At 52.2% G+C, this 26,251-nt stretch carries 27 protein-coding genes and 3 tRNA genes; 10 read left to right on the top strand and 20 right to left on the bottom strand.

The genetic code is table 11. The annotated features are described in order from the left end of the window. The first annotated feature begins 6 nt into the window (after window positions 1-6). The gene (locus tag M8Q36_RS09125; protein WP_249880680.1) at window positions 7-1,110 is read left to right on the top strand and encodes a M20 peptidase aminoacylase family protein; all 1,104 of its coding nucleotides are present in this window, start codon (window positions 7-9) and stop codon (window positions 1,108-1,110) included. 1 nt (window position 1,111) lies between these two features. On the opposite strand, the gene M8Q36_RS09130 is transcribed toward M8Q36_RS09125, so the two are convergent. After that, the gene (locus tag M8Q36_RS09130) at window positions 1,112-1,627 is read right to left on the bottom strand and encodes a VOC family protein (RefSeq protein ID WP_249880681.1); all 516 of its coding nucleotides are present in this window, start codon (window positions 1,625-1,627) and stop codon (window positions 1,112-1,114) included. 219 nt (window positions 1,628-1,846) lie between these two features. Further along, window positions 1,847-2,005, bottom strand: coding sequence for a SymE family type I addiction module toxin (locus M8Q36_RS25580; RefSeq protein WP_502825470.1), 159 nt, complete (start codon window positions 2,003-2,005; stop codon window positions 1,847-1,849). Window positions 2,006-2,397: 392 nt separating this feature from the next. On the opposite strand from M8Q36_RS25580, the gene M8Q36_RS09135 reads away from it, so the two are divergent. The 3 genes from M8Q36_RS09135 (at window position 2,398) to M8Q36_RS09145 (ending at window position 4,471) form a co-directional block, all read left to right on the top strand. Continuing rightward, window positions 2,398-3,768 carry an NAD-dependent succinate-semialdehyde dehydrogenase gene (locus M8Q36_RS09135; RefSeq protein ID WP_249880682.1) on the top strand — a complete coding sequence of 457 codons (1,371 nt, stop codon included), beginning with the start codon at window positions 2,398-2,400 and terminating at the stop codon, window positions 3,766-3,768. A 129-nt stretch (window positions 3,769-3,897) separates the two neighbouring features. Further along, window positions 3,898-4,179 (top strand): BrnT family toxin, encoded by a 282-nt coding sequence (locus tag M8Q36_RS09140; protein ID WP_249880683.1) that lies wholly within the window; start codon window positions 3,898-3,900, stop codon window positions 4,177-4,179. Continuing rightward, window positions 4,166-4,471: a BrnA antitoxin family protein gene (locus M8Q36_RS09145; protein ID WP_249880684.1), complete on the top strand. Its 306-nt coding sequence runs from the start codon at window positions 4,166-4,168 to the stop codon at window positions 4,469-4,471. Before M8Q36_RS09140 ends, M8Q36_RS09145 begins: the two co-directional genes overlap by 14 nt. 28 nt (window positions 4,472-4,499) lie before the next feature. Here M8Q36_RS09145 and yjiA read toward each other — a convergent pair whose 3' ends face one another. The 3 genes from yjiA to btsT all read right to left on the bottom strand — a co-directional run bounded on the left by yjiA (window position 4,500) and on the right by btsT (window position 8,004). Continuing rightward, window positions 4,500-5,456, bottom strand: a complete 957-nt coding sequence (yjiA, locus tag M8Q36_RS09150) for a GTPase (RefSeq protein ID WP_249880685.1) — start codon at window positions 5,454-5,456, stop codon at window positions 4,500-4,502. A gap of 10 nt (window positions 5,457-5,466) precedes the next feature. Further along, entirely contained in the window at window positions 5,467-5,670 is a 204-nt protein-coding gene (locus tag M8Q36_RS09155) for a YbdD/YjiX family protein (protein WP_007373011.1), read from the bottom strand. A 180-nt stretch (window positions 5,671-5,850) separates the two neighbouring features. Further along, a complete protein-coding gene (btsT, locus tag M8Q36_RS09160; RefSeq protein WP_249880686.1) occupies window positions 5,851-8,004 on the bottom strand; it encodes a pyruvate/proton symporter BtsT in 2,154 nt (717 codons plus the stop codon). A 348-nt stretch (window positions 8,005-8,352) separates the two neighbouring features. Between btsT and tsr the strand changes: the two genes are divergently transcribed. Both tsr and M8Q36_RS09170 read left to right on the top strand, forming a co-directional pair. Continuing rightward, a complete protein-coding gene (gene tsr, locus M8Q36_RS09165; protein WP_249880687.1) occupies window positions 8,353-10,023 on the top strand; it encodes a methyl-accepting chemotaxis protein in 1,671 nt (556 codons plus the stop codon). 85 nt (window positions 10,024-10,108) lie between these two features. Next, window positions 10,109-10,921, top strand: coding sequence for a GNAT family N-acetyltransferase (locus M8Q36_RS09170; protein WP_249880688.1), 813 nt, complete (start codon window positions 10,109-10,111; stop codon window positions 10,919-10,921). A gap of 3 nt (window positions 10,922-10,924) precedes the next feature. Here M8Q36_RS09170 and opgB read toward each other — a convergent pair whose 3' ends face one another. The 8 genes from opgB to M8Q36_RS09210 form a co-directional block, all read right to left on the bottom strand. Further along, on the bottom strand, window positions 10,925-13,213 hold the full coding sequence (gene opgB / locus M8Q36_RS09175) for a phosphatidylglycerol--membrane-oligosaccharide glycerophosphotransferase (RefSeq protein WP_249880689.1): 2,289 nt from the start codon (window positions 13,211-13,213) through the stop codon (window positions 10,925-10,927). A gap of 223 nt (window positions 13,214-13,436) precedes the next feature. Further along, a complete protein-coding gene (locus tag M8Q36_RS09180; RefSeq protein ID WP_249880690.1) occupies window positions 13,437-13,934 on the bottom strand; it encodes a YjjA family protein in 498 nt (165 codons plus the stop codon). A gap of 75 nt (window positions 13,935-14,009) precedes the next feature. Next, the gene (dnaC, locus tag M8Q36_RS09185; protein ID WP_020456444.1) at window positions 14,010-14,747 is read right to left on the bottom strand and encodes a replicative helicase loader DnaC; all 738 of its coding nucleotides are present in this window, start codon (window positions 14,745-14,747) and stop codon (window positions 14,010-14,012) included. A gap of 2 nt (window positions 14,748-14,749) precedes the next feature. Further along, window positions 14,750-15,289 (bottom strand): primosomal protein DnaT, encoded by a 540-nt coding sequence (gene dnaT / locus M8Q36_RS09190; RefSeq protein ID WP_249880691.1) that lies wholly within the window; start codon window positions 15,287-15,289, stop codon window positions 14,750-14,752. A 160-nt stretch (window positions 15,290-15,449) separates the two neighbouring features. Beyond that, window positions 15,450-15,878 carry an organic hydroperoxide resistance protein gene (locus tag M8Q36_RS09195; RefSeq protein ID WP_065369356.1) on the bottom strand — a complete coding sequence of 143 codons (429 nt, stop codon included), beginning with the start codon at window positions 15,876-15,878 and terminating at the stop codon, window positions 15,450-15,452. An 83-nt stretch (window positions 15,879-15,961) separates the two neighbouring features. Further along, a complete protein-coding gene (locus M8Q36_RS09200; RefSeq protein ID WP_249880692.1) occupies window positions 15,962-16,417 on the bottom strand; it encodes a MarR family winged helix-turn-helix transcriptional regulator in 456 nt (151 codons plus the stop codon). 336 nt (window positions 16,418-16,753) lie between these two features. Then, complete coding sequence (locus tag M8Q36_RS09205; RefSeq protein ID WP_017457822.1) at window positions 16,754-17,227, bottom strand: threonine/serine exporter; 474 nt, start codon at window positions 17,225-17,227, stop codon at window positions 16,754-16,756. After that, complete coding sequence (locus M8Q36_RS09210) at window positions 17,218-17,994, bottom strand: threonine/serine exporter family protein (RefSeq protein WP_249880693.1); 777 nt, start codon at window positions 17,992-17,994, stop codon at window positions 17,218-17,220. Before M8Q36_RS09210 ends, M8Q36_RS09205 begins: the two co-directional genes overlap by 10 nt. 533 nt (window positions 17,995-18,527) lie before the next feature. On the opposite strand from M8Q36_RS09210, the gene M8Q36_RS09215 reads away from it, so the two are divergent. Next, window positions 18,528-19,250 (top strand): response regulator transcription factor, encoded by a 723-nt coding sequence (locus M8Q36_RS09215; RefSeq protein ID WP_017457824.1) that lies wholly within the window; start codon window positions 18,528-18,530, stop codon window positions 19,248-19,250. Between the two features lie 11 nt (window positions 19,251-19,261). Further along, window positions 19,262-19,882: a DNA-binding transcriptional activator BglJ gene (gene bglJ / locus M8Q36_RS09220; RefSeq protein WP_017457825.1), complete on the top strand. Its 621-nt coding sequence runs from the start codon at window positions 19,262-19,264 to the stop codon at window positions 19,880-19,882. A gap of 51 nt (window positions 19,883-19,933) precedes the next feature. Here bglJ and M8Q36_RS09225 read toward each other — a convergent pair whose 3' ends face one another. After that, window positions 19,934-20,392 carry a YbaK/EbsC family protein gene (locus tag M8Q36_RS09225; protein WP_017457826.1) on the bottom strand — a complete coding sequence of 153 codons (459 nt, stop codon included), beginning with the start codon at window positions 20,390-20,392 and terminating at the stop codon, window positions 19,934-19,936. A 339-nt stretch (window positions 20,393-20,731) separates the two neighbouring features. Here M8Q36_RS09225 and M8Q36_RS09230 point away from each other — a divergent pair, with 339 nt between their 5' ends. Beyond that, complete coding sequence (locus M8Q36_RS09230) at window positions 20,732-22,072, top strand: PTS sugar transporter subunit IIC (RefSeq protein ID WP_249880694.1); 1,341 nt, start codon at window positions 20,732-20,734, stop codon at window positions 22,070-22,072. Between the two features lie 43 nt (window positions 22,073-22,115). Here M8Q36_RS09230 and fhuF read toward each other — a convergent pair whose 3' ends face one another. Beyond that, a complete protein-coding gene (fhuF, locus tag M8Q36_RS09235; protein WP_249880695.1) occupies window positions 22,116-22,904 on the bottom strand; it encodes a siderophore-iron reductase FhuF in 789 nt (262 codons plus the stop codon). Window positions 22,905-23,006: 102 nt separating this feature from the next. After that, window positions 23,007-24,071: a GGDEF domain-containing protein gene (locus M8Q36_RS09240; protein WP_249880696.1), complete on the bottom strand. Its 1,065-nt coding sequence runs from the start codon at window positions 24,069-24,071 to the stop codon at window positions 23,007-23,009. 217 nt (window positions 24,072-24,288) lie between these two features. On the opposite strand from M8Q36_RS09240, the gene M8Q36_RS09245 reads away from it, so the two are divergent. Further along, entirely contained in the window at window positions 24,289-24,567 is a 279-nt protein-coding gene (locus tag M8Q36_RS09245) for a DUF1435 domain-containing protein (RefSeq protein ID WP_249880697.1), read from the top strand. A gap of 32 nt (window positions 24,568-24,599) precedes the next feature. On the opposite strand, the gene M8Q36_RS09250 is transcribed toward M8Q36_RS09245, so the two are convergent. The 4 genes from M8Q36_RS09250 to rsmC all read right to left on the bottom strand — a co-directional run bounded on the left by M8Q36_RS09250 (window position 24,600) and on the right by rsmC (window position 26,116). Then, window positions 24,600-24,686, bottom strand: a tRNA-Leu gene (locus M8Q36_RS09250). Window positions 24,687-24,717: 31 nt separating this feature from the next. After that, window positions 24,718-24,804, bottom strand: a tRNA-Leu gene (locus tag M8Q36_RS09255). A 28-nt stretch (window positions 24,805-24,832) separates the two neighbouring features. Next, window positions 24,833-24,919: transfer RNA gene (locus M8Q36_RS09260), tRNA-Leu, on the bottom strand. Between the two features lie 168 nt (window positions 24,920-25,087). Continuing rightward, the gene (gene rsmC / locus M8Q36_RS09265; RefSeq protein ID WP_097406935.1) at window positions 25,088-26,116 is read right to left on the bottom strand and encodes a 16S rRNA (guanine(1207)-N(2))-methyltransferase RsmC; all 1,029 of its coding nucleotides are present in this window, start codon (window positions 26,114-26,116) and stop codon (window positions 25,088-25,090) included. Between the last annotated feature and the right edge of the window lie 135 nt (window positions 26,117-26,251).

Raw genomic sequence — 26,251 nt, forward strand, 5'->3', positions numbered from 1 at the left:
TAAGACGTGTCACGTACACTTGAGCATTTTAATTACCTGCATCAGATCCCGGAACTCGGGTTCGAAGAGTATAAAACCTCCGCTTATATCGCCGGAGTACTGGAGGCGGCGGGCTACCAGGTTACGCGCCAGGTCAATAACACGACCGGCATTGTCGCGGTGCTGGACAGCGGTAAACCGGGGCCAGTGCTGGCGCTGCGCGCCGATATGGATGCGCTTGGGCATATCATTGACGGTGAGCATGTCGCGCGTCACACCTGTGGTCATGATGGACACTCCACGGTGGTGCTGACCACGGCGCAGGAAGTGATCGCCGAAGGAGTAGTGAAAAAAGGCAAGCTGAAGTTTATCTTCCAGCCCGCGGAGGAACTGGGTACCGGGGCGATTGCGCTGACGGAGGCTGGCGTGCTGGACGATGTTGACATGCTGCTTGGTTTCCACCTGCGCCCGCTGGAAGAGTGCCCGATGGGTCAGGCGGTGCCGGCCATGTATTACTCGGCGTCTGCCACGGTGGAAGTGATATTCCACGGCAAAGCGGCGCACGCGGCGCGGCCCCACTTAGGTGTGAACGCGCTGGACGCCGCCGCCCACGCAGTGCAGGCGGTAAACGGCATTCATCTTGCGCCATCGCTCACCTGGAGCGCGAAAGCGACGCGCTTTCTCTGTGACGCCGGGGTGACCAACTCAATTCCTGATAAGGCACTGGTGTGCTGGGATTTGCGTGCGGCGGAAAATGAAGCCATGACTGCGTTAAAACCGCAGGTATTGCGCGCGATTGAAAGCAGTGCGGCGGCATACGGCGCACGGGCTGAGATCCGCATTCTGAAAGAGATGCCTGCGGCGATCATTGATGACGAGGCAACCGGGGTGGTTTCCCGCGCCATCCGCAGCGTGTTTGGCGATACCGGGCTGACCGCGCCAAAATCGACACCCGGCAGCGAGGACTTTTTCCACTACCTGCGCCTGCGCCCGCAGGTGAAAGGCGGTTTCTGGGGGCTGGGCGCGAATTTGTCGCCGGGTCTGCATCACCCGGACATGCACTTTGATCGCGACGCGCTGGCGCTCGGCGTGAAAGTGTTTAAAGCCTGCGTGCAGGATGTGCTGGGCTGAGTCATGGCTTCCAGCGGCGCAGCGTGGTCTCCTGTTCATAGGGCATCGGCGTGGGCCAGGTAATAAACTCGACGATGCTGCCCCACGGCGTGCGGCCATAGCAAAAGCAGTTTCCTGCGCCTTTCTCGGTGGGAAAACCTAGCGGCTGCGGCGTGGTAAACACTTCGCCGCCCGCATCCGCAAAGCGTTGCAGCGCAGTATCGATATCAGCGGTGTAGACCGCAAAATGTTGCAGACCAAAATCGCTGGCCCGCAGCGGCTCGCGCTGTTCTGGCCCGTGCATTTCGAAGAGTTCGATACCGGGGCCGTGCTGAAGTTTGAGCATGCGTATGGATGTGATCGTCGTACCCGGCACGAAGCGCAACGTTTTTTGCTGCGCCTCGTTATCAAGATCTTCATCTTCTGGCGAGACGGCCTGATAAATCAGCTCTGCACCCAACGCGTCAATCAGAAAACGGGTTGCCTCTTCAATATCCGGGACGGTAATACCAATATGATCGATGCCGCGAATGCTCATGTTTCCTCCTGTTAATGGCTCTTTTTAAAGCATAGAACAGATGCGTGGAGTGTTTTTGCTGGTTAGTCGTGAAAAACATTTCGGTTATAGTTTTTTTTAATTTATTGCATCAATATAGATAGAGAGTCGCGGTATTTACCGATATCGGCACTGATACTGGATTGTTTGCATAATATTGCTCAATATAATCAGGGCACCGATTAGATGCTCGGGGGGGAGTTATTTTGCGGCGATAGTAATACAGCCGTTCGTAACTTTAATACCTACCTTCGCATCGATTTTAAAACCCGCTGTCGCCAGCCAGTCATCCACTAAACGAATTGCCGGGGGCTCGTTTTTTGGGCGGTGGGTCGCATAACTTACTGTTAAATTGCGCATTTTAAAAGAAAGCGCTTCTGATTCAACATAAAACACATAGAGTGCAAAAAACAGTCATGGCCACTATTCCTTGTCAATAGAGATTATGATTAGCGGTGCGGATGTGCGCCAACGCATTCACACTCAAAACAGGTGCCAAATACCAGAGAATAACGTCAAAATCACATATAACCAGACTGAAAAGTAAAGCGATTAAGTACGAAAAAATAAAATGAGGATGTTCATTTTTATTATAACTAATGCTTCTGCAGCTTTAATGTTAGTGCCCTTTATAAAAACGGTATTTATTTTTATTTTCTGCATCAGAAACGTCTGTATATACCCAACTTTACTTTCAGACCCGGTCATTTTTACTACCCTTATTAGCCTAAGCGGTAAATAAGGAGGCAAATATGGCTTACCAGACAGTGAATCCTTTTAACAACCAGCTCATTAAAGAGTATCCCAATCATAGCGATGCCGATATCGAAGTGGCGCTGCGCCAGGCGGATGCGCTGTATCACTCTTCCTGGTCAAAGGGAGATATCGAACAGCGGTTGCCGATACTGCACAGACTTGCCGACTTGCTGGAAAACCAGCAGGAAGACCTGGCGAAAATCGCCAGCCGGGAGATGGGGAAGTTGATTGAGCAGAGCCGCAGCGAAGTGAAGATCTGCGCGCAGATCGCCCGCTATTACGCGGATAACGCAAAACAATTTCTTGCACCCGTGAAATATGAAACGGAGCTGGGAGAGGCGTGGGTTGAGCATCATCCGATCGGCGTGATCATGGCGGTGGAACCGTGGAATTTCCCTTATTACCAGTTGATGCGTGTACTGGCCCCGAATCTCGCAGCCGGTAACCCGGTTATCTGTAAACATGCCAGCATTGTGCCTCAGTGCGCCGAAACCTTTGCGCAGCTGGTGCGCGAAGCGGGCGCGCCGGAAGGTGCGTGGACGAATCTGTTTATCTCGTCCGATCAGGTTTCCGCGATCATTGCCGATCCGCGCGTACAGGGGGCAGCGTTGACCGGATCGGAAAAAGCCGGTAGCGCGGTGGCGGCTCAAGCGGCGAAACACATCAAGAAATCGACGCTGGAACTTGGCGGTAATGACGTATTTATCGTGCTGGACGATGCGGATCTGGAAAAAGCGGTTGAGACTGGTGTGCAAGCGCGTCTGGCGAACGCCGGGCAGGTTTGTACTGCCGCGAAACGTTTTATTATCCATCAGGATATTGCCGATCAGTTCCTGCGTAAGTTCACCGACGCCTTCAGGCAAGTGAAGCTGGGCGATCCGCTGGATGAAAGCACCACGCTTGGCCCGCTCTCCTCGAAAGAAGCGCTCAATACGCTGAGCCAACAGGTGAGTGAAGCGGTACAAAACGGAGCAAAACTGCACTTTGGCGGCAAACCGGCGAACAGCGAAGGCAACTTCTTCGAACCCACTATTTTGACGCACATTACGCGCGACAATCCGGCCTATTTTGACGAGTTCTTTGGCCCGGTAGCGCAAATTTATGTGGTGAATAATGATGACGAAGCGGTACGTCTGGCCAACGATTCACACTACGGCCTTGGCGGGGCGATCTTCAGCCGCAACATTCAGCGCGCTAAACAGATGGCTTCGCGCATTGAAACCGGCATGGTCTATATCAACTGGCTGACGGATACCGCCGCAGAGTTGCCATTCGGCGGGGTGAAACGCTCCGGGTTTGGTCGCGAGCTGTCTGATTTAGGCATCAAAGAGTTTGTGAATCAGAAGCTGGTGGTAGTGCGCCAGTAATTGTCTCCTTTCCCTTTTTCCTCTCCCACAAGGGAGAGGAAACCCTTCCCGTCAGTGAATAAAACAAGCATTGAATGACAACTTTGTATATACTTTACTGTATATACACTCAAGGATGAGAAACGTGACATGGAGTTCGAATGGGACGCAACAAAAGCGACCAGCAATCTGCGCAAGCATGGTATTCGCTTTGAAGATGCCGTATTTGTTTTTGATGACCCGCAACATCTGTCGATACAAGACAGGTTTGAAAACGGCGAATATCGATGGCAAACCATCGGGCTGGTTCATGGTGTGATCGTTATTTTGGTCGCGCATACCATCCGTTTTGAAAGTGGGCACGAAGTCGTTCGTATTATCAGCGCGCGTAAGGCTGACAGAAAGGAGAGGAGCCGTTATGAGCATGGTTAAACATAAGCAGGGCGAGATGCCTGCGCGCAATAAGCAGCGTGAAGCTGAACTCAAAGCACTGGCAGATAAACCCGACGATGAGATTGATTACAGCGATATTCCTGCGACGGAAGAGGCGCTTTGGGCGGATGCGATTCGCGGTAAATTTTTCCGCCCTTTAAAAACGCAGGCATCGGTGCGTATTGATGCGGACGTTATGGAATGGCTGAAGCGGCCGGGAAAAGGGTATCAGACCCGGCTTAACGCAATTTTACGTGAAGCAATGCTGCGCGATTTGCAAAACAAAAAATGATGAGCAGGCCACCTGTGGGTGGCCTTTGTTATTTCTTCAAACCCGCAAATGCTGCTCTGATCTCGTCTTCCGGTAGCTGTACGCCAATAAACACCAGCGTGCTGTGCGGCGTTTCGTCGCCCCACGGGCGATCCCAATCTGCACTGTAAAGGCGCTGCACGCCCTGAAACAGCAGGCGATTTGGTTCGCCGTCGATCCACAACATGCCTTTGTAGCGCAGCAGTTTGTCGGCAAAGCTCAGCAACAGGTTTTCCATCACGCGGGAGACGTCGCTGATATCTACCGGGTAATCCAGCTCGACCACAAGCGAATTAATGTCGTTCTGTTTGTCGGCGATAAAATGGAAGCGCGGTTTTGTCGCTACCACGTTCTCTTCCAGCATAAAACCATTGGTATTAAACAACTGCGCCAGCTCAATATCGCCATGCGTCACGGTGTAAATCGGCGCGCGGGCGTTGATGCGGCTTAAGCGTTCGCGCAGTTTTTCACACTCGCCTGCGACATCCGTTTTGGTCAGCAGAATGCGGTCGGCATAGCCCACTTGCGACTGTGCCAGCGTGAACTGATTCATCTGCTCATCGGCATGTACCGCATCAACCAGCGCGATGACGCCATCCAGCAGATAGCGCTGGCAGAGGATCTCATGGGAGAAAAAGGTCTGAATGATCGGTCCCGGATCGGCCATGCCGGTACACTCAATCACCAGCCGATCAAAGGCGATGTCACCGCGATCGAGGCTGTCGAGCAGATCCAGCAAAGCATCTTCCAGCTCATTAGATCGGCTACAGCAGATACAGCCATTGGTCAGGGTTTTGATTTGCGTGGCGCGATCGCCAATCAGTTGATCGTCAACAGAAACTTCGCCGAATTCATTTTCGATAACGGCAATTTTGTAGCCGTGTTGCTCATTGAGGATATGGCGTAAGAGGGTGGTTTTGCCGGCACCGAGAAAGCCGGTCAACAACGTTACTGCAATCGGGGTCATACATTCTCCTTTAGCAACAGCGGACACCGCCCTTGCCGTCTCCGCCGTAACGCGCCTGCTGGCGTTCGCGGAAGAATTCTTCGTAAGTCATGTACGGCTTATCCGGATGGTTGGTTTTCATATGATCAACGTAGTTGTCATAGTCCGGGATGCCAATCAGCATCTTTGCCGCCTGACCGAGGTATTTTTTGGCTTCGCCTAAGTTACCAAACATCATTCTTCTCAGATATATGTGAAGCCCGCAGAGGCAGGCTATTTTGCTTGCCATTTTGAACGGGCAGTGTTCAACCTGGCTGCGCCAATGACGGCTGCGAAACGGATGTAACCACCCTCAAGGGTGGTTACATCATCACGCGTTATATGCCGGATTGCGTAGCGCTATCCGGCATCAGGTTTAATGGTGAGATGACGTTTTCACGCCGCCTTCCGGCACCGGCACATACGGCGTTTCTTTGTCGGTACGCACGGTGTTGTTGCGCACCTGCAGCCAGGTTTTGATGCCGTAGAAGATGATGCTGTACACCACCACCAGGAACAGAATGCTCAACCCGGCGTTGGTGTAGTTGTTCACCACGATATGGTTCATGTTGGCAATCTGCTGCGCGGTCAGATCACCGCCACCGGCGGCAATCTTCTCTTTGTACTGGTTCGCCATATACAGGAAACCTTCCAGCTGAGGATTGGTGCTGAACAGTTTCAGACCCAGCGCCCAGGTGGTACACAGCAGCAGCCACAGGGCAGGAACCACGGTGACCCAGATGTATTTGGTACGCTGCATTTTCACCAGTACCACGGTGCCCAGCATCAGCGCGACGGCTGCGAGCATCTGGTTAGAGATACCGAACAGCGGCCACAGGCTTTTCACGCCGCCCAGCGGATCAACCACGCCCTGGTACAACAGATAACCCCACAGACCCACGCAGCCCGCTGTACCAATGACGCCGGCAACCAGCGAGTCGGTTTTCTTCAGGAACGGCACAAAGTTACCCAGCAAGTCTTGCAGCATAAAGCGGCCCGCACGCGTACCGGCATCCAGCGCGGTAAGGATAAACAGCGCTTCAAACAGAATACCGAAGTGGTACCAGAAGCCCATGTCCGCCATCGGGATGATTTTGTGGAACACGTGCGCGATACCAACGGCCAGCGTCGGTGCGCCACCAGCGCGGTTCAGTACGGACGGCTCGCCGATATCTTTCGCGGTTTGCAGGATCTGCTCCGGCGAAATCACAAAGCCCCACGAGCTGACGGTCGCCGCTGCGTGCGCGGTGACATCTTTCAGCTGCGCCAGAATCATCGGCGCGTTATCACCGCCCAACTCATGCAGGTTCGGCATGGTAATGCCCAGCCCTGCTGGCGGCGTGTTCATGGCGAAGTAGAGACCCGGTTCGATAATGGACGCGGCAACCAGCGCCATTACCGCCACAAAGGATTCCATCAGCATTGCGCCGTAACCGATAAAGCGCGCGTCGGTTTCGTTAGCCAGCAGTTTCGGCGTGGTACCGGACGCGATCAGGGCATGGAAGCCAGATACCGCGCCGCAGGCGATGGTAATAAACAGGAACGGGAACAGCGCACCTTTCCACAGTGGCCCAGTACCATCGATGTACTGCGTCACCGCAGGCATTTTCAGTTCCGGGTTGAGGATCACGATGCCCAGCGCCAGACCGACGATCACGCCGATTTTCAGGAAGGTCGCCAGGTAGTCGCGCGGGGCAAGGATCAGCCACACCGGCAGCAGCGCGGAGACAAAGGCGTAACCCACCAGTGCAAAGGTAATGGTGGTGTCTTTAAAGGTCAGCGCTGGTCCCCAGTAAGGATCGTGCGCGATAACGCCGCCAAACCAGATGGAGGCCACCAGCAGCACAATACCGATAACCGAGACTTCACCAACGCGTCCCGGGCGCAGGAAGCGCATATAAATACCCATAAACAGGGCAATCGGCACGGTTGAGCAGACAGTGAACACGCCCCACGGGCTTTCCGCCAGCGCTTTCACCACAATCAGCGCCAGCACCGCGAGGATGATGATCATAATCAGGAAGCAGCCAAACAGCGCGATGGTACCCGGCACGCGGCCCATCTCTTCTTTCACCATCTCACCAAGAGACGCGCCGTTACGGCGTGAAGAGATAAACAGCACCATAAAGTCCTGCACCGCACCGGCCAGCACCACGCCCGCCAGCAGCCACAGCGTGCCCGGCAGATAACCCATTTGTGCGGCCAATACCGGGCCAACCAGCGGACCAGCGCCAGCGATAGCGGCAAAGTGGTGACCAAACAGCACGTAGCGGTTGGTCGGCACATAGTTAAGGCCGTCGTTATTGATCACCGCTGGTGTGGAACGAGTTGGATCGAGTTTCATCACCTTCTGGGCGATGTAAAGGCTGTAGTAGCGGTAGGCCACAAGGTAAACGGAAACGGACGCAACCACGATCCACAGCGCGCTGACATGCTCGCCCCGGCGTAATGCGACAACGGATAAACAAAAAGCACCGATTATCCCGAGGATAACCCAGGGTATGTGCTTGAGTAGTTTTTTAGTATCCATATCAGACCTGGTTTTAGCAGAAATAGTGAATGGGATTTGAAATGTTGAATTGGCTGAAATGCTGGCATTTATGATGGCAAATTACGCGCGCGAATCGGCAGTGATTTGACTGAGTGGTTAGAAAAAGGTGGTGAGCGGTAACGGATGCGTCATAAGCGGTTTTGAGGGCAGGAAAACGCTGGCTGAATTGTGATGTATGTCACGTTAAGTCGTTGTCTTACAAGGAAGGGAGAGAATTCTGCCGGGTTGTAATTCATGTATAACTGGCGAAAAAATAGCACGTTAAACCATAAAGTTTTCCTATGCCAGGCCGAAAACCTGGTATCTGTTTATAGGGAAAGAGAAAACATGTTGACTCGTATTAAACTTGTGACCAGTTTGTTGCTGGTATTGGCATTATTTGGCTTGTTACAACTCACTTCCGGCGGCTTGTTCTTCAACGCGCTGAAACAGGACAAAGAAAACTTCACCGTTTTACAAACCATTCGTCAGCAGCAATCCACGCTGAACGGTAGCTGGGTTGCGCTGCTGCAAACCCGTAACACCCTTAACCGCGCGGGTATCCGCTACATGATGGATCAGAGCAATATCGGCAGCGGCGCGACCGTGTCGGATCTGATGCAGATTGCCAGCACCTCGCTGAAACAGGCGGAAGCGAACTGGAACGCTTACCAGGCACTGCCGCGCGATCCGCGCCAGAGCGAAGAAGCCGCAGCAGAGATCAAACGTAACTACGATATCTACCACAACGCGCTGGCGGAGCTGATCCAGTTGCTGGGCGCTGGCAAAATTAATGACTTCTTTGACCAGCCGACTCAGAGCTATCAGGATGGTTTTGAGAAGCAATATGTTAACTACTTGAAGCAGAACGATAGCCTGTATGAACAAGCGGTTCGCGACAGCGAAAGCTCCTACGGTTCTGCGGTGTGGGTGATTATCACCGTATTGATCGTGGTATTGGCGGTGATCGTCTGTGTCTGGGTAGGGATCAAAGGGGCGCTGATTAAGCCGCTCAACCATTTGATCGACAACATTCGCCATATTGCTGGTGGCGATCTGGTGCAGCGCATTGAAGTGCAGGGTTCCAATGAAATGGGCGTGCTGGCTGAGAGTCTGCGCCATATGCAAAGTGAACTGGTGCGTACTGTTAGCGATGTTCGTAACGGCGCCAACGCCATTTACAGCGGTGCCAGCGAAATTTCCGTAGGTAACAACGACCTTTCTTCCCGTACGGAACAGCAGGCCGCTTCTCTGGAAGAGACTGCCGCCAGCATGGAAGAGCTGACCGCCACGGTGAAACAGAACGCCGAAAACGCCCGCCAGGCAAGCCACCTGGCGCTGAGCGCGTCTGAAACCGCGCAGAAAGGCGGTAAAGTGGTTGATAACGTGGTGCAGACAATGCGCGATATTACCGCCAGTTCGCAGAAAATCGCTGACATTATCAGCGTGATCGACGGCATTGCTTTCCAGACTAACATCCTGGCGCTTAACGCTGCGGTCGAAGCAGCACGTGCGGGTGAACAGGGTCGCGGTTTTGCCGTGGTTGCCGGTGAAGTGCGTAACCTTGCGCAGCGCAGCGCTCAGGCAGCCCGCGAAATCAAGAGCCTGATTGAAGACTCTGTTGGCCGCGTTGAAGTGGGTTCCACACTGGTGGAAAGCGCCGGTGAAACCATGGATGAGATCGTCAACGCCGTTACCCGCGTTACCGACATCATGGGCGAAATTGCTTCTGCCTCTGATGAGCAGAGCCGCGGCATTGACCAGGTTGGCCTGGCGGTTTCTGAAATGGACCGCGTTACCCAGCAGAACGCCTCGCTGGTGGAAGAGTCAGCCGCCGCTGCAGCCGCGCTGGAAGAACAAGCCAGCCGCCTGACGCAGGCCGTTTCCGTGTTCCGCATCATGCAGGATCAGCGTAAAAACGCTGGCGCAACGCCAACCAGTTTCGTTAAAGCGGAACCTGCAACCGCGCTGCCGCGTAAAGCTGCGACCGACGCGGGCGAGAACTGGGAAACCTTCTAATCGATATTCGCGCCCTGCCCGTCGGGGCGCATTTTCACCCGCTTCTCCGTGCTATGCTCATTGCATCATGTCGCGGAGAAGCCTTATGAACCTCGTCGCTGTTCCTGCCATCCACTATAGTTGCGAAGCGCTGACCACTATCACCGGTGCCTGCTTTGAAGGCTATCGCGTACCGTTTTCCCTGCCGCCCGATGTTTTTGCACAACGCTTTCTTGCCGAAGGGTTAAGCCTTGTCGATTCCTGCGTCTGGCTGGCGGGCGACACGCCTGCCGCTGTGGCTTTGATTGCCCGGCGTGGCGATTGCGCCCGACTGGCGGCCTTTGCGATTTGCCCGCCATTTCGCGGCCAGGGTGTGGGCAGACAAATATTGCCGCCGTTGATGGTGGCACTGCGAACCAAAGGTGTTCGCCAGATGTGGCTGGAAGTCATGAGCGATAATCATGCCGGTATCGCCCTTTATCATGCGCTGGGGTTTGCCACCATTCAGCCACTGTTTGGCTACCAGGGACGTGCCGATGTGGCTGAAGAGAACTGCACGTTACAGGAGCGCGATCCGCTGGAAGTCGTGCGCAGCGCGATAAGTGAATGCCATGACCGGCTGCCGTGGCAGGTAGATCCGCTCACTGCGGTATCGCTGCCCGCGCGGGCGTTCGAGTACCGCAAACATGCTTATGCACTGGTTTCCACCCTCGGCGACAAGCCCCTGCTGCGGTTTATGTATGTGGAGTCAGAATACCGGCGCAAAGGGTTTGCCTGCGAGTTGCTGCAGGCGTTGAATCAGCGTTTTCCGGCGCTTGGCACCACCGTGGCGGTGCCAGAGCGTTTTTCATCTCTGTTCCAGCGTGCGGGCTACGCCACCATGGCCATCAGCCAGTACGAAATGAAAGCGGAACTGTAGCGGTCAGCCTTCACGGCTCACCACTTTGATTTCCACCAGACCGACACCCAGTTTGCGTGGCGAATGACCAAGGATATTGCCTTCGTTGGTCGATTGCGGTTCCGGTGGCACGATGACCAGCCGGTTGCTGTGCGACGGATTGCTAAAGTGCAGCGTGGTGGTGCTGAGCTCATTACCCAGCGTCAGCGTTTGTTGTTGATCGCCAACGCGCACCGGAATCGGCCGGTTGGCATTCGGGCCAAAGGCTTTGGCGGTGATCACCAGCTCGAACTGTTCCGGTAGCGGTTGGTTATATTCGATCGCCACTTCTTCGCCCAGATTGGCATTCGACCAGCGCCCCCAGCTTTCGGGACGAGAGAGGCCGCTGAACTGTTTTATCTCCTCCGGCGCGCCCGCCACGTTAAAGACAAAACTGTCGGCCTTGTAACGAATGCTATCGTCGAGGATCTTCAGAGTATCGACGTTTTTCTGGTAGCGATCGCTACTGATCACCGTTTGTTTAAACGCGGTTTTCCCTTTCCACTGCGCGTTGTCGACACGCTGGACCTGCTGTTCGCCACCCAGTTGCCCCTGCGAGACGCACCAGTCGGTAGAAAGCGCCAGTTCCGGCGACCATAAACGCGCCATTTTGTAGCATTGGTCGATCCAGACGAAGTTATCGCGCGGGGCGAAATCCGCCAGCTGGAAGCGCAGCGGTGCGGAATACTCACTTTCCGGTAGCGGTTCAACTTTATCCGATACCCGCACCAGCAGCGGCAAACGGAACTGGCTACCGGAGAACGCCACCATCTGTTTATTCGTGTCGATGGTGAACTCTTTCATCTCTTTCGGGAAATTCCACAGCCGGATAATATCCGGTTTCCACGCCAGCATTTTCGCTTTCATATTGAGGAAAATACCCGAAAGCGACTGCCCGGAGAGACTGCTGCGACCAAGGCCGAGGAAATTATCGCCGCCGAGAATATCCAGCACGGTTGCGCCGTTATCAAGGGTGCTGCGCTTAATACCGGAGATATCCTGTTGCGGTTCATCGCCGCGCAGCACAAAGAACAGGTTGCTGCGATCGTGCTTGTTGAGGTATTTCCACGCGGTGTTATTCATCGCCAGATGATCAGATGACACCACGATCACCGTGTCTTTAAACCACGGCGACGCTTTGATTTTGTTGATAAGCGCGGCGATATTTTGCTGGCTGCAGGTTACCGCGCTAAAGGACTGGTTCGGCTTGCCATCGTAGGCATAACTTTTACGGTCGCAGCCGCGCGAGATAAAACCGTCCGGGTGGTGGGTATCCACCGTCAGCGCAAACAGCGAAAAGCGTTTACCGGAACGGGAGAGTTCCTCGTACTGTTTCCATACGGTATCCAGCACCGTATCGTCATAAAAACCCCAGTCGTTACGGTAATGCGGGTCCGTGACCTCGTTTTTCAGCTCTTCAGCACCGGTCAGATAATCAAAGCCGTGGGATTTTAAAAACACATCTTTCCCGGCGAAACGCAGGTTAGCGCCCTGTACGAAATGGTTTTCGTAGCCGGAGTTTTTCAGGATGTCGCCAAGGCAAAGATTCTGCGGAAAGAAGCTGGAAACGGAGGCCGACGCGTTGCCTTCGAACGGCGCGAACAGTGGAATGCCGCACTGCGAAGAGACCATGCCGGCGATGGTGTAATCGGTGCCGGGTAGCTGTTCGGTATGGCTAAAATCAATACCTTCTTCTTTTAGCGCGCCCAGTTCCGGCGTCAGGCCGGGGAACGCCTCCTCGTTAAAATAGGTTCGCTCAAGGCTTTCACCGTAGATGTAGACGAGGTTCAGTTTGGGGTTGGGGATCTGCTTTGCCGGTACTTTATAAAAAGTGGCGAAGTCAGGATCGCCTTCGCGCGTCTGGGATTTTACCAGCTCGGTTATCTGGCGGAACGCCGGGCTGGCGTCCACCGAACCGAGCGCCAGTGCGAGTGCCAGTAAGCTATAGCCGAAATGGTGTGGCAGATGGCGACGACGGCGCAGCACCCAGCCGAGCGCGCAAAATACCGCTACCAGCGCTAATACTAACCCCGCGCCGGGAAGCATATATTTGCCGACCCCCGCGCCTGTTAGGCTGTTGGTCAGGGTGTATAACACCGCGTCGTTGATGCCGTCGCCGGTAAAATAGTTGCTGGCATAAAGCGTGATATTCAGGATGACAAAAAGACCCAGCACCAGCAGGGTGGCGCTAAACCACCAGGTATTACGGCCCGCTTTCCAGGCATAGATAGCCACAGAGGCAAGAAACAGCGCGATAGAGAGCAACTCGGACAACCGTTATTCCTCATCAACGCCAGACATATTGCTGGCCATGAATTTTTGTAACAGGGCGTATAATTTAATGTTCATGTCACATATCTGCAATTGTAGTGTCACTTTTTAGCTGGCTTATTCAGAATTGGTTTAGAAAGGCGTAATAGTGATAGCCGTCGCACTGGCGGCGTTTCGGTAAAGCGGGGAAGGATAAAGCCGCGCTCTGACTGAACGCGGCGGGATATCAGGAGAGGAAGTTAACGCCCTGCTTGAGGACGATATCGCAGGCTTTGGATTTCACTTTTTCCGCCAGCGGCGTACTACCGATGTTGCTCAAATTCAGCTGTTCACCGTTTTTGGTGTTCAGCATGCCCTGAATACCGTTCAGATAATTGGTGTCCTGTTTCTGCTGAGCGGCACCCAGACCCAGTTTATCCAGTACCTGGTTTTTCACATTTTCGGTGTTGGTCAGGCTGGAGAGCTTGTTTTTTGCACACCAGCTCATCACGCCCGCCGCATTGTTCATGGTGTCAGCGCTGAGCGCCTGGTTACCACCATTAAGCAGACCCGTCAGGGAGGAGAGTGAAAGGCCTCCTTGCTGGGATTGAGATGTAGTCGATTTCTGGCTGAGTTCGCTGGCGGCGCTGGAAAGCGTGTCCTGCCAGGAGGCGGCTTGCGCGAAGCCGGTGAGCAGTGCGCTACCGAGAGCGGCGCTGCAAAGCAGGCGTTGGGTGAATTTCATGTCGTGCGGATCCTGATGTCAACAAAGGCGGCCAGTATACACCCGGGCGCGGGCGCGCCACGGATGGGAAAATTCTCAATACTCTTTACCGGTGACGCGGCTGCGGTAACTCTCCCAGTTGAAGATCACCCACAGGCTGTTGCCGAGGCGCATCCTGTCCATCACGCGTTCGCCCAACAGCTTATTCATCTCTTCCAGGTTGCTGTTGGTCAGCATGCCTGTCGGGCGTTTGGACGAAGAGCGGCGATCTACAATCTGGTTGATAATCACTTTTTCGTAGCGGGATTCCGTCTGCATACCGATTTCATCAATCACCAGCAGGTCAACGCTGCTTAAATCATTGAGCAACTGCTCTTCGCTGTTTTCCTTGTTGCCAAAAGTCTCTTTCATGGCCGACATAATGTCGGCAACGGTAATAATCAGTACCGATTTACCCCGCAACAGCAGTTCATTACAGATAGCTGCTGCCAGATGGTTTTTGCCGGTTCCGGGTTTGCCTGAAAAGATAAAACTGGCGATGTTACCGTCGAACTCTTCTACATATTGCCGTGCCTGGCTCAGAGCCCGCATCTGGCCTTCCGTCTCAACACGATAGTTATCGAAAGAGCAGTTCTGGTGCAGGGGACGAATGCCGGAACGGTTGAAGGTGCGCTGCATTTTCATGGCGCGGTTTTCGCGCTCCAGCGCCGCCGAACGGATTTCGCCTTGTTGCTTCTGCCACGCCATCAACTCTTCGCCAGTTTTAAAAGCAGGCTTGGTGTTGGCTGGCATCATTTTTTGCAGTCGCTTCATCAATTCGCCGACGTTTTTCATCGTTATCCTCTAAAACCTGGTGGGATTTGATTATCCGGTTCGGACAGGGCGTTAATATCGCGCTTTGCCGCGCCGTTCTGGCTGCTACGGCCCATTTGCAGGCTGCGCGCCAGCTTTTGCTGCCACTGGACGTGATGGAAAACTTTGCCTTCGGCCTGCCAGTAAGCCACGAACGAGGCCAGCTCTTCCGGCGTGGCGGGATGCGCCAGCGCAATGCCCCACATTGCCGCCAGGCGCTGAAAGTCAGCATCCGGTTGCCAGCCCGCGTACATGGCGAATTTGCCCATTGGCACATTTACCGGCGTAGCGGCTGGTTCTTCATAAAATTGTGCATCGAGCGAAATATCGCTCATCGGGCGCGCAAGCTGTGCTTCAAGCGCCAGAAGCTGTTCAAGGCGCTGCGGCGTAATAGCGTAAAACGCAGGGCTATTATTGGCAAAAACGGCGATAGCGCCGCCTTCCGTGCGTGCCAGCACGCAGGCAGGATCGCGCACAAATTCATCAATGCCAATGACATTCGGCGTCAGGATTTTGGAAGACATAACGCGTTCTCAAACAGGATTACTACGGATACGGTGCACTGCGGTTTTTTCACACAGGCATAATCACACATAGTAACACAGTGAGCACAAAGGGCAGTACAGCATGAAAAAGCCGGGTTTCCCCGGCTTGTTACTTTCCCAAAACGTTGGCTTTTTGGCGTTACGCAATGATATTCAGCGTAACGTCGATGTTGCCGCGAGTGGCGTTGGAGTAAGGGCAAACAATATGCGCGGCATCGACCAGTTTTTTGGCTTCAGCAGCGTCCATTCCCGGCAGGTTGATGTTCAGTTTTGCTTCAATACCAAAGCCGGTCGGCAAAGGGCCGATACCCACTTCGCCTTCAATAAAAGCCTCTTTTGGCATGCTGATTTTGTCGCGACCGGCGACAAATTTCATCGCACCGAGGAAGCACGCGGAGTAACCCGCAGCAAACAGCTGTTCCGGGTTAGTGACTTCGCCACCAGCGCCGCCCATCTCTTTCGGCACGCCCAGTTTGACATCCAGTACGCCGTCGGAAGAGGTTGCGCGGCCATCGCGGCCTCCGGTTGCTTTGGCTTTGGCTGTATAAACAACTTTTTCTAAAGACATGGCAGGTTCCTTATTATCTAGAGTGTTTGCTATAAAGTAGTGTGCTATTTTTTTGCTGGAAATAAACTCCCTGCAAAGGGAGCTTATGCCCGTTGAAACTGTTGGCGAAGCCGTTCCAGTTGCTGCTTGATATCGGCAAGCGTTGCGCTATCACAAGCCATTGCACAGCCGATTGCTTCCGGAATCGATGTCGCTTGCTGCTGCAGTTCACGCCCGCTTTCGCTTAGGGTAATCACCACCTGACGTTCATCCTGGCGTGAACGTTGACGACGAATCAGGCCTGCGCTTTCCAGACGCTTCAGCAGCGGCGTCAGCGTGGCGGAGTCGAGAAACAGGCGCTCGCCAATTTCCGACACCGTGACGTCATCTTTCTCCCACAGCACCAGCATCACCAGATATTGCGGGTAGGTGAGATTCATCGGTGCCAGTAGCTGCCGATAGAGCTTATGCAGCGCCAGATTTGTTGAGTAAAGTGCAAAACAAAACTGGTTATCTAACGCGAGCTGCGCATTCGCGGTTGGAGTCGATGTCTTCTTCATGGGATTGAATATAGATAGCGCGCGATTTTATTGCAAGTTATTTTTTTGCGAAAAGGCATGTGCGCGAGAATTTGCCTACCGTTTCGGCATGGTAGCGGCGCTTCGCAACCAGAACCGGGGCTTTTGCAAAAAATTGCGAAGGCGCAAATGTTGTCGATCACGTGAAAATAAACATTGTTTACTGTGTTTGGTAAATCGCTGTTTTGAGGAAGAATTCTAGCAGCGTCATGGAATTACGCAGCACGTTACGCAATAGCAGTAAGCCTCTGTGGCAACATTGCCACCACGGAATTCGCGCTTCATTAGAGGTGGAGTTCCGTGGCGGAAGAACTGACCTTATACGCGGGGGCGTTTGCGGTAAATCCACAGCCCAGGAATTGACAGGCCAATAGAGAGTGCGCCGACAATCGACGATGCTTTCAGGAAATTCGTTAACAGCAAAATCATCAGCTCTTCGCTGTAGCCAAAATGGCCGATCTTGACCGCCGAAATCATCGCGGTATAGGCGGAAATGCCCGGAAACATCGGGATCACCGCTGCTACCGTAAAGACTTTCGGGTGCGCCAGATACCAGCGTGACCAGTGAATGCCAATTGAGCCGACCAGCATGGAGGCGGCAAAGGTTGACCATTCGATGTTGAATCCCCAGTGCACCATGGCGAAGCGTGAACCATGGCCAATCGCGCCAAGCAGCGCGCACCAGGGGAGGGCGCGGTGCGGCACGTTAAATACCATGGCAAAGCCAACGGCAGGGATGGCCGCCAGTAACATATCCTGCGCCAGCGCCAGGATGAACAAAATCACATCCATCCGCGTAACCCCCACAGTGTCATTGCCATTACCACACCGATACAGGTAGCAAGCGTTAGTAAACTGGCGATAGCCCAGCGTGCAAGCCCCGTATTGATATGCCCTTTAAACATATCGGCAACCGAGTTAATCAGCGGAAACCCCGGTACTAAAAGCAAAACGCTGGCGGCCATAGCGACGGTGGATGATTGCAGAAAAACGGGCAGCGTCAGCATCAGGCCGGAAACTGTCGTGGCGACAAAGGCGGTGATACAAAAGTTGATTTGCGGATGTAAGTGGTGACTCGCCAGAACCAGGCGGACGTACATCGCGACACTACTGGCGCAAAAAGTGATAAAAGCACCATCCCAGCCACCATTATTGAGCTTGCAAAAGCAGGCGCAAGAGAGACCCACCATCAGCGTGACCAGCCAGCGCGGGTAGCGTAAGGGTTTGACTTGAGCGAAACGCTTCTCGATGTCTTTGTAATCCAATAACTTATGTTCAGCGAGAATGACAATATGCTGAACTTCCGTCACCACGTGCATATTGATGCCGCGATCGCTATTTTTGCGGGTCGATGTCAGGCACATTCCATCTTTAATCGTTGTAAGGACAATAGCATTGGAAGAAATCGAGCTTTCAACACTGTCCATGCCCAGCGCCAGTCCCAGACGCGTTGAAAGCTCCTCAACCAGCGCGCTCTCTGCGCCGTGCTGTAACAAAAAAAGGCCACACTGAATGCACAGCCGCGTAATGGCCCGCTGTGATGACTGGTCTGTTTGCATGATTACCTTGGTATTGTTGCACTGGCGCTCACAAAGGGTGGAGCGGAAAGCCTATTTTTAGCACAGGACAAGGGCTGGATGGCGCTAAGAAAGATCAAGAATTGTGCATTAAATCACGCTTGTTCGTGTTCAAAAGGAGATCTTATCGCGTGTTAAGAATGAGGTAATAGCGGAAAAGAAACAGCAGATTTTTTTCTGCTTAGCTGAGAATAATGATGAAGTTAGCGTTAATAAGATCTTATATATTATTTAAGATAATTGCTTTTCCCTTATCTCTATATGTTCGGACTATTTTAAATTTCTTATTTTATTATTAATAATGTATCGGATGTTTTAATGCGCATTGTGTAATGTTGACACGCTACTTGTGGATATTATAATTCAGTACATTATATTTATTGCCATTCATAAATTGTGCCAATTTTATAGTGGCTGCACCAAAACGGTGTTGCTACTTTATGCAATATGAGTATTAACTGAGTAAATACTTATAAATAAGGTTAATAGAACGCGCAAATGGAAGCGGAGGGTTTATGCTATCGAAAGACGGCAATCAGGGGATTATCATCAGCAAAACGCCGGTGCTTAGGGTTGGGATTGGTGGCATTCTTGAGCGACATTTCCCAGAATATGCACTCAATTATTATTCATCAGTGGAAGAGGTTGCACCGCTTAAATTAAAATGTGCCAGATTGATAATCACTGATTTATCGGGGGAACAGCGTTATGCAAGAAAAAGCTGCCAGCAATATTATTCACTGTTCCCTCAATGCGATAACGCACGCTGGTTATTCTTCGTCTCGCGCAGCCTCTACCCTGTGGCCGCTGAGCTTCTTATGCAGCCCAAAACGACATTGCTTGCGGATGTGGAGCCGATCGAGGGTGTAATTGATGCCATTCGTAATGGGCATAAAGATGTTGAGAATATTAGTCAAACCTTATTGACTTCAGGATGGCATAAACACAACGACAATTCTTTTTCGAACGCAATGTTAACGTTGTCTGAGCGAAAAGTGTTACGTCTCCTCGGAAAAGGGTGGGGGATTAATCAAATCGCCACTCTGCTTAAAAAAAGTAATAAGACAGTCAGTGCGCAAAAGAATAGCGCAATGCGGCGGTTATCACTACGTAGTAACGCAGATTTGTATACATGGATTAATAGCAGCCAGGGAATGAAACAGCTGGATTTTGGTACAGCGGACGGAGAACATAATGAATGGAAAATACCAGGAAGAAAGGAAATATTGCCATCATAGAAAAATGCATAATGAGTGGGGAGGGCCTACGACATTTATTTGATGAATCTGCTATTAATCACTACCGATTTTATTTTTTTAAAGACCATTCGGCGTTTCGGCAGGCGCTGAAACAGACTTCGTTTTTTTCCGTTATCTATTCCCTTTTTGGTCAGCGGAAAGAGCGGCTGGAATGCCTGATGTGTCTGCATTTACTCTCCCTTTCTCATCCAGGAATGCAACGCATAGTATTAGCGGGAGATAACCGTGAAGCACGGCTGGTTGGGCATCTTTCACCCTCACGGTTGCATGGGATATTGAGTAAATCATCGCCACTTGCTGTGCTACTGGAGGAGCTGGTTACGTTGTTTGGTGAAACGCGGCGCATTAACGAAAACATGATTAATCATTGGTATGTGAGCCAGTGTCGTATGCTCAGCCCGACAGAAAGGGAAATTCTGAACTATATGACGCGGGGTTTTTCTGTTGCCGAGATTGCATCGCAGCTGGATCGTAATGTGAAAACGATTCGGGCCCATAAATTCAATGCGATGGCAAAGCTGGGGGTCACATCAGATGTCGGTTTGCTTGATGCGGCGGATATTCTGACATGGAAGCCGCCCTGCGCGCGCGCTGCGTCTGAATTAATGTAAAAGGGGTTTTGGGTACTGGCGCCAGGTTCAGCCTGGCGCTTTGTTACGTAACTACAGACACACATCAATCCATTTCGCACGGGTTAACTCTGCCATTCTGTCGGGAGAAATACGAATCGCGCTGTGAATCGCTCCCGCCGCCGGTAACACCTCCTGATAGCGTTTTAACGACACGTCACAATACACCTGTAATGGGTTTTCCAGACCAAACGGGCAGACACCACCAACTGGATGACCGGTAATGGTGACGACTTCGTCACTGCTTAGCATCCGGGCTTTCGCGCCAAAGGTATTTTTTAGTTTTTTATTATCAAGGCGAGCATCACCTTTCGCGACGACCAATATCACTTCGTTTTTCACTTTTAACGACAGCGTCTTTGCGATTTGCCCTGGTTCGACATTATGCGCGGCGGCGGCCAGTGCCACAGTCGCTGTGCTTTGGTTAAGTTCAATAATATCGATGTCGGGGGCGTTATCGGCAAAGAACTGCCGCACGGACTGCAAACTCATGATGTTCTCCAGCAAATGACCGCCATTAATCTGTCACAAGCCTGTTATGTGTGTAAATAACCGGGCATAACAAACATCTTACTGCCAGATTCTCGATCCTCTTCACAATCGCGGAAACCGGTTACAGTAACCGGTTGCAGTGTTAACAAGCCGGGTTAATACTCATTTTGTCATTTCCCTCTGTTCATAAAATTAAAAAAGAGCCGTCTATGAAACCTACTCAACGTTGCTGTAATGCTGGTTCGAAAACCTGCATGGTTTCACGTCAAAAACATGGATCGCTGCACGGCAGAACGGTTGCTGATGCGCTTACTTTGTTAGCCTGATAGGAGATCTACTATGTCTGCCAACCATGCTGCGTTTAATCTTATTTTCCGGTTTATAGAAAATTATGTCAGTCCGGTAGCCGGACGCATCTCTTCCCAGCGTCATGTTATGGCGATTCGCGACGGTTTTATCTCCGCGATGCCGTTTATGATAGTGGGCTCATTCTTGCTGGTGTTTGCTTACCCTCCATTTTCGCCGGACACGACCTGGGGTTTTGCCCGTACATGGCTGGATCTGGCGAAGCAGTATGAAGGGCGGATCCTCACGCCTTTCGATATGACGATGGGCATTATGTCTATCTATATCTGTGCGGCGATTGCTTACAACCTCGGTAAACATTATGTGAAGTCGCATCAGCTGGATCCGTTTATGTGCGCGATGCTGTCATTGATGGCGTTTTTACTGGTCGCAGCGCCGAAAACCAACGGCACATTGCCGGTGGATAGCCTGGGCGGTACCGGTATTTTTACCGCGATCCTGGCGGCTGTTTACTGCGTTGAAATGATGCGTTTCCTGAAAGCGCACAATATAGGTATCCGCTTGCCAGACCAGGTGCCGCCAATGATCAAAAACTCTTTTGATTTGCTGATCCCGGTTTTGGTCGTGGTGCTTACCCTTTATCCGCTGAGCCTGCTTATCCAGACGCAGTTCAACATATTAATTCCGCAAGCCATTATGGCGCTGTTCAAACCACTGGTGGCGGCGGCGGACTCGCTACCTGCGATTTTGCTGGCGGTGATCATCGGCCATTTATTGTGGTTTGCGGGTATTCATGGTGCGGCGATTGTTTCCGGGATGCTGCAGATGTTCTGGTTAACGAACCTCGGGCTTAACCAGAGTGCGCTAGCGCAAGGTGCGCCGTTACCGCATATCTTTATGGAAGCGTTCTGGACATTCTTTATTGTGATTGGCGGATCCGGGGCGACCATGGGGCTGGTGTTCTGCTACTTGCGTAGCCGCTCGGTGCATTTGCGTTCGATCGGGCGTTTGAGCGTGGTACCGAGTTTGTTCAACATCAACGAGCCGGTTATTTTCGGTACTCCCATTGTAATGAACCCTGTGTTCTTTATCCCATTCCTGCTGGCTCCGACTATTAATGCAATTATTGCCTGGGCGGCAATGAAACTGGATCTGATTGGTCGGGTCATTTCGGTCGTACCCTGGACAGCGCCAGCGCCGATTGGCGGGGCATGGGCGTTAGGTTGGGATTTCCGCGCGGCGATTCTTGTCGTTCTGCTGGCCTGTGTTTCAGCGGTGATTTATTACCCGTTCTTCAAAGTGTACGAGAAACAGTTGCTGGAACAGGAAGCAGAAGAGGCACAACGCGCAGAGGAAGATAAGCAGGTTGCGTGATAGTGTCGAATAAAAACGAAGAGGGCGATTTATCGCCCTCTGCTTATTTCAGCGTACAGTCACCGCACTGCTGAACATCCGGCAGGCGATAGCGCTGGCAGCAAGTACGACGCACCAGAGCGCCGTCGCGCAGGACAACTGTGCGCCACAAAGGGTTATCACTGCCGTCAGCGAGCTGCTTTTCGAAAAAGCAAAGCTGGCGAAGTGCGGCGACACGCGTTTCACTTAGTTTTGGGATGAGTTCCCCCAGGCACCAGTTAATCAGATAACCGGTATTGCTCCAGATAAGTTTACCGTTGATATTGCCGGTGGTTTCCAGCGCCTGCACAACCGGGAGCATCGCCTGTGTCGTTAATGCACAAATCCGCTGCGCATCGTTATATGACGACAACTTATTATCCCGTTGCACATCAATCCAGAAACACGCGGCGCGACCGGTTTCGTGGAACTCGACATGAAAATGTTCCGGGGAGAGGTCAATGGCGTTTTTTTGCGTCAGCAACGTCAATAATAGTGGCGGCACCAGCAACCCGAGATACCACTGCGCCCATAGCGACAGCAACGGTTTGTTTTCACGCGGCTGCGTTAATTGGTTGCGGTAAATATGATCGGAGTAGGTGGCGATAAGTGACTGCAATGCCGCAGGACGTGACCACTCAGCCAGCGTCATTGCCGTATACGGCGCGGGTTCATTCAGACGAATAAAATCGAGCAAATATTCGCGGGTGCTGGCGATAGTTTCCCGCATGGCATTTGCCAGCGAATCGCGCTCATCAGTGAGTCGGCTTCGCCAGATAATGTTTTCTGTGATCGATGCGGTGCGATAAGTCATAGCGCCAGCCGATAGGAAATCTAAATGATAATGATTGCCAATCCTAGCCAGAGGTAAAATCGATAGCAACATTTTTATCGTAAAGTTAGCGTCAAACACGCCTCAAGCGACTTGCAGCTCGCCACTCACCAGAATGTTGTTACGACCTAAATGTTTGGCTTCATATAACGCTTTATCGGCGAGCGAAAGCGCCGCATCAATATCGTGGTCGACAAGTGGCGCAATCCCGATGCTGATCGTGACGTTCGTGGCGACGCTTTCGTTAAACATATGTGGGATTTTTAAATCGTACACTTTCTGCCGAATGCGCTCTCCGGTAAGGCGCGCCTGTTCGACATCGACATTATTTAGCAGGATCATAAATTCTTCGCCGCCAAAGCGCGCGACGATATCACGGGAGCGTACAGCGTCGCGTAAAGCGGCAGAAACGCGGATAAGCGCCTGATCGCCCATCATATGGCCGTAGTGGTCGTTGTAGGCTTTGAAGTGGTCAATATCGAGCAGCAGGACGAAACGCGAGCTCTCATCGACGGCCAGCAAATTATTGAGTTTGTGTTGCAAACCTCGACGGTTGTACAGGCCGGTTAACGGGTCAAGCATGCTCAGATCATTTAGCGTTTTACGCTCCTGCATCAGGCGGTTCATCAGCGCAAGGGCAAAACTATCATTACGTTTTTGGATCGCATGCTGGATAGAGATCCCCAACACTGGCAGCGCAAAGGTGTAAATAAGCCTGATTGCGCTTTCCCCTTCGCTAAACCACAGACATGTCACGAAGACCGGCAAAGAGTGCAGCAAAAAGGCGACAATGTTATTTGAAAAAGCGATCGAGCCGATAAAAAGCACGCTTAGCAAGGCTATAAGCAGGTAGGTAGAGGCGTTGTCATTAAGTAACCTGACTTTGGTTATCACATGCCATGCCCACAGGCAGCCAAATATAAGTGAGATGAATGTGATATTGATTTTTGTTTTTGGATAACACTTTTGCCAGACGGGCAGCACAATGCTCGCAGCAAAGATAGCGCACACGGGAAACGTGAACGCGCGCTGATTGTAGAGCGGCAGAGCAATAGAGAACAAAGCTGAGATTGCGTTGAGCAGTAAAAAGAGTCGTAGGGACAATCGATATCTCTTATTACATAGAGATTGCCAGGTTTGTAATGTCATACCTAAAAATCGTTATTTATCCGCAATATACTACTGCGCTATGAGTCAAAGGAAAAAAGAAGTAACGCAATGAAACTGTCATTGCGAAAAATTAGTGATTTGGATTTAGATTTAAGCAGCGCTTAATTTATCACCTTCCTGAATGACTGTCATTAGATGATGAGTAATCTTCATACGACCGTATGACCACTGGCTGACAATTGAGAAAAGATATCATATGATATTGGTTATCATTATCGCTTTGAGAGATGAAACCATGTTGCAGCGAGCATTGGGAAGTGGCTGGGGAATTGTGGTGCCTGGAGTGATTGTTGCTGTGCTGATGCTAGCGGATTTATCAGCCAATGCGTGGCGAATGGTGATTGTTCTGGGCTTATTACTGACACCCGCCATGCTTTACCATAAGCGTTTACGCCATTTTATTTTATTGCCTTCAGGCGTTGCTCTGGTTGGCGCAATGATGCTGATGCTGTTGAATTTAAAGATGATGGTGTAGCAGGGAGTGATTCAGGGAGAGAATAAGATATCTGGTGCGAGGGGGGGGACTTGAACCCCCACGTCCGTAAGGACACTAACACCTGAAGCTAGCGCGTCTACCAATTCCGCCACCTTCGCACAGTCATCTTACTTTCTGATATCGCCTCGTTGGTGCGAGGGGGGGGACTTGAACCCCCACGTCCGTAAGAACACTAACACCTGAAGCTAGCGCGTCTACCAATTCCGCCACCTTCGCACAGTGCGAGCAATATCAACGTGGTTTATGGTGCGAGGGGGGGGACTTGAACCCCCACGTCCGTAAGGACACTAACACCTGAAGCTAGCGCGTCTACCAATTCCGCCACCTTCGCATACCATCGATACTCTTGAAGTATCGTTACCACGGAGGCGCATTCTAGATGTTTTCAACTTTTCGTCAATAGTTAATTGCACAGACTGAGGCTGATCGCTGTAAAAATGGGCGCGTCATGACGAGGTGGTGAAATTTGCCCGATGAATGATTCCACCGGGCCTGCAGGTTACTTTAATGCCTGGCGCGTCATTACCGTACGGTACACTTTGAATCGGCCGGTCTGCGCAATGACTTCATGGAAACCAAACGTTTGATCCAGCACATCCGGGTAAGGCAGGAAGGCGTTCGCCACAATGCGCAGCTCGCCACCGCTGTTCAGATGGCGTACCGCACCGCGAATCAGCGTTTGCGCGGCTTCCTGGCTGGTTTGCAAACCATCATGGAATGGTGGATTGGAAATGATCATGTCAAAGCGACCCGTGACTTCGGAGAAGACATTGCTGGCGAAAACGTCACCTTCAAAACCGTTCGCCGCAAGCGTTGCGCGGCTGGCTTCTACTGCCGGGGCGGAAACATCGCACAGCGTCAGGCGCACTTTCGGCGAGTGGCTGGCCAGGACCGTTGCGAGCACACCCGCGCCACAGCCCACATCCAACACTTTCCCCTTGGTATGCGGCGTAAGCGTCGACAGCAGAAGCTGGCTACCGACATCCAGACCGTCGCGACTGAATACACCCGGCAGGGTTTTAATCGTCAGGTTATCCAGCATGTATTCGCCCCAGAAACTGTTCGCATCGAACTGCGGCTGCTTCTCAAGACGACCGTGATACAGCCCACAGCGACGGGCGCTATCGACTTTATTCAGCGGACAAAACTCAGCCAGCATCTGTTCGGCACTGCGCACACCGCTACGGTTTTCGCCCACCACAAAAATGTCGCTGCCCACTGGCAGTAGCGACAGCAGGTTCATCAACTGAAACAGGGCTTCCGGTTTATTTTTCGGCCAGTAGTAAATAAGCGTGTCGCTGTTACCGACGGTCTCGCTATCGGCGACCAGGCTATAACGGGCGTGTTCACCCATCTGCGGGCTTAAGGTCTGCCACTGATGGAATTGTTGCGTCCAGGCACGGCTTTCAGCGGTGTCCAGGCGAGCGGGCAGGTCATCCTGCAAATCGCCGGCAAATAAAATACGGCTTGGTTCGAAATCATCACTGTGGCGCAGCAAGACTTCACTTGCCGGGGTATAAGCAGACATGAATGGTTCCTCTTTAAATTCAGGCGGCGATTATACACGTTATCCTTCAAACTGCCTCTTTGTTGGCTGCGTCTTCATCCCCCGGTTAATCTCCACGGGAGCCTCATTCTTGCCGCCGCGATGCAGTGTGAATGA

Source organism: Kosakonia sp. R1.Fl, from assembly GCF_023516815.1.
In the GTDB taxonomy this organism is placed as follows: domain Bacteria; phylum Pseudomonadota; class Gammaproteobacteria; order Enterobacterales; family Enterobacteriaceae; genus Kosakonia.

What these genes read in the sequence shown, in the direction of transcription:
- M8Q36_RS09130 (WP_249880681.1), bottom strand. Translation starts at nt 1,627, where the DNA reads ATGAGCATTCGCGGCATCGATCATATTGGTATTACCGTCCCGGATATT.
- M8Q36_RS25580 (WP_502825470.1), bottom strand. Translation starts at nt 2,005, where the DNA reads ATGCGCAATTTAACAGTAAGTTATGCGACCCACCGCCCAAAAAACGAG.
- M8Q36_RS09135 (WP_249880682.1), top strand. Translation starts at nt 2,398, where the DNA reads ATGGCTTACCAGACAGTGAATCCTTTTAACAACCAGCTCATTAAAGAG.
- M8Q36_RS09140 (WP_249880683.1), top strand. Translation starts at nt 3,898, where the DNA reads ATGGAGTTCGAATGGGACGCAACAAAAGCGACCAGCAATCTGCGCAAG.
- M8Q36_RS09145 (WP_249880684.1), top strand. Translation starts at nt 4,166, where the DNA reads ATGAGCATGGTTAAACATAAGCAGGGCGAGATGCCTGCGCGCAATAAG.
- yjiA (WP_249880685.1), bottom strand. Translation starts at nt 5,456, where the DNA reads ATGACCCCGATTGCAGTAACGTTGTTGACCGGCTTTCTCGGTGCCGGC.
- M8Q36_RS09155 (WP_007373011.1), bottom strand. Translation starts at nt 5,670, where the DNA reads ATGTTTGGTAACTTAGGCGAAGCCAAAAAATACCTCGGTCAGGCGGCA.
- btsT (WP_249880686.1), bottom strand. Translation starts at nt 8,004, where the DNA reads ATGGATACTAAAAAACTACTCAAGCACATACCCTGGGTTATCCTCGGG.
- tsr (WP_249880687.1), top strand. Translation starts at nt 8,353, where the DNA reads ATGTTGACTCGTATTAAACTTGTGACCAGTTTGTTGCTGGTATTGGCA.
- M8Q36_RS09170 (WP_249880688.1), top strand. Translation starts at nt 10,109, where the DNA reads ATGAACCTCGTCGCTGTTCCTGCCATCCACTATAGTTGCGAAGCGCTG.
- M8Q36_RS09180 (WP_249880690.1), bottom strand. Translation starts at nt 13,934, where the DNA reads ATGAAATTCACCCAACGCCTGCTTTGCAGCGCCGCTCTCGGTAGCGCA.
- dnaC (WP_020456444.1), bottom strand. Translation starts at nt 14,747, where the DNA reads ATGAAAAACGTCGGCGAATTGATGAAGCGACTGCAAAAAATGATGCCA.
- dnaT (WP_249880691.1), bottom strand. Translation starts at nt 15,289, where the DNA reads ATGTCTTCCAAAATCCTGACGCCGAATGTCATTGGCATTGATGAATTT.
- M8Q36_RS09195 (WP_065369356.1), bottom strand. Translation starts at nt 15,878, where the DNA reads ATGTCTTTAGAAAAAGTTGTTTATACAGCCAAAGCCAAAGCAACCGGA.
- M8Q36_RS09200 (WP_249880692.1), bottom strand. Translation starts at nt 16,417, where the DNA reads ATGAAGAAGACATCGACTCCAACCGCGAATGCGCAGCTCGCGTTAGAT.
- M8Q36_RS09205 (WP_017457822.1), bottom strand. Translation starts at nt 17,227, where the DNA reads ATGGATGTGATTTTGTTCATCCTGGCGCTGGCGCAGGATATGTTACTG.
- M8Q36_RS09210 (WP_249880693.1), bottom strand. Translation starts at nt 17,994, where the DNA reads ATGCAAACAGACCAGTCATCACAGCGGGCCATTACGCGGCTGTGCATT.
- M8Q36_RS09215 (WP_017457824.1), top strand. Translation starts at nt 18,528, where the DNA reads ATGCTATCGAAAGACGGCAATCAGGGGATTATCATCAGCAAAACGCCG.
- bglJ (WP_017457825.1), top strand. Translation starts at nt 19,262, where the DNA reads ATGAGTGGGGAGGGCCTACGACATTTATTTGATGAATCTGCTATTAAT.
- M8Q36_RS09225 (WP_017457826.1), bottom strand. Translation starts at nt 20,392, where the DNA reads ATGAGTTTGCAGTCCGTGCGGCAGTTCTTTGCCGATAACGCCCCCGAC.
- M8Q36_RS09230 (WP_249880694.1), top strand. Translation starts at nt 20,732, where the DNA reads ATGTCTGCCAACCATGCTGCGTTTAATCTTATTTTCCGGTTTATAGAA.
- fhuF (WP_249880695.1), bottom strand. Translation starts at nt 22,904, where the DNA reads ATGACTTATCGCACCGCATCGATCACAGAAAACATTATCTGGCGAAGC.
- M8Q36_RS09240 (WP_249880696.1), bottom strand. Translation starts at nt 24,071, where the DNA reads ATGACATTACAAACCTGGCAATCTCTATGTAATAAGAGATATCGATTG.
- M8Q36_RS09245 (WP_249880697.1), top strand. Translation starts at nt 24,289, where the DNA reads ATGATATTGGTTATCATTATCGCTTTGAGAGATGAAACCATGTTGCAG.
- rsmC (WP_097406935.1), bottom strand. Translation starts at nt 26,116, where the DNA reads ATGTCTGCTTATACCCCGGCAAGTGAAGTCTTGCTGCGCCACAGTGAT.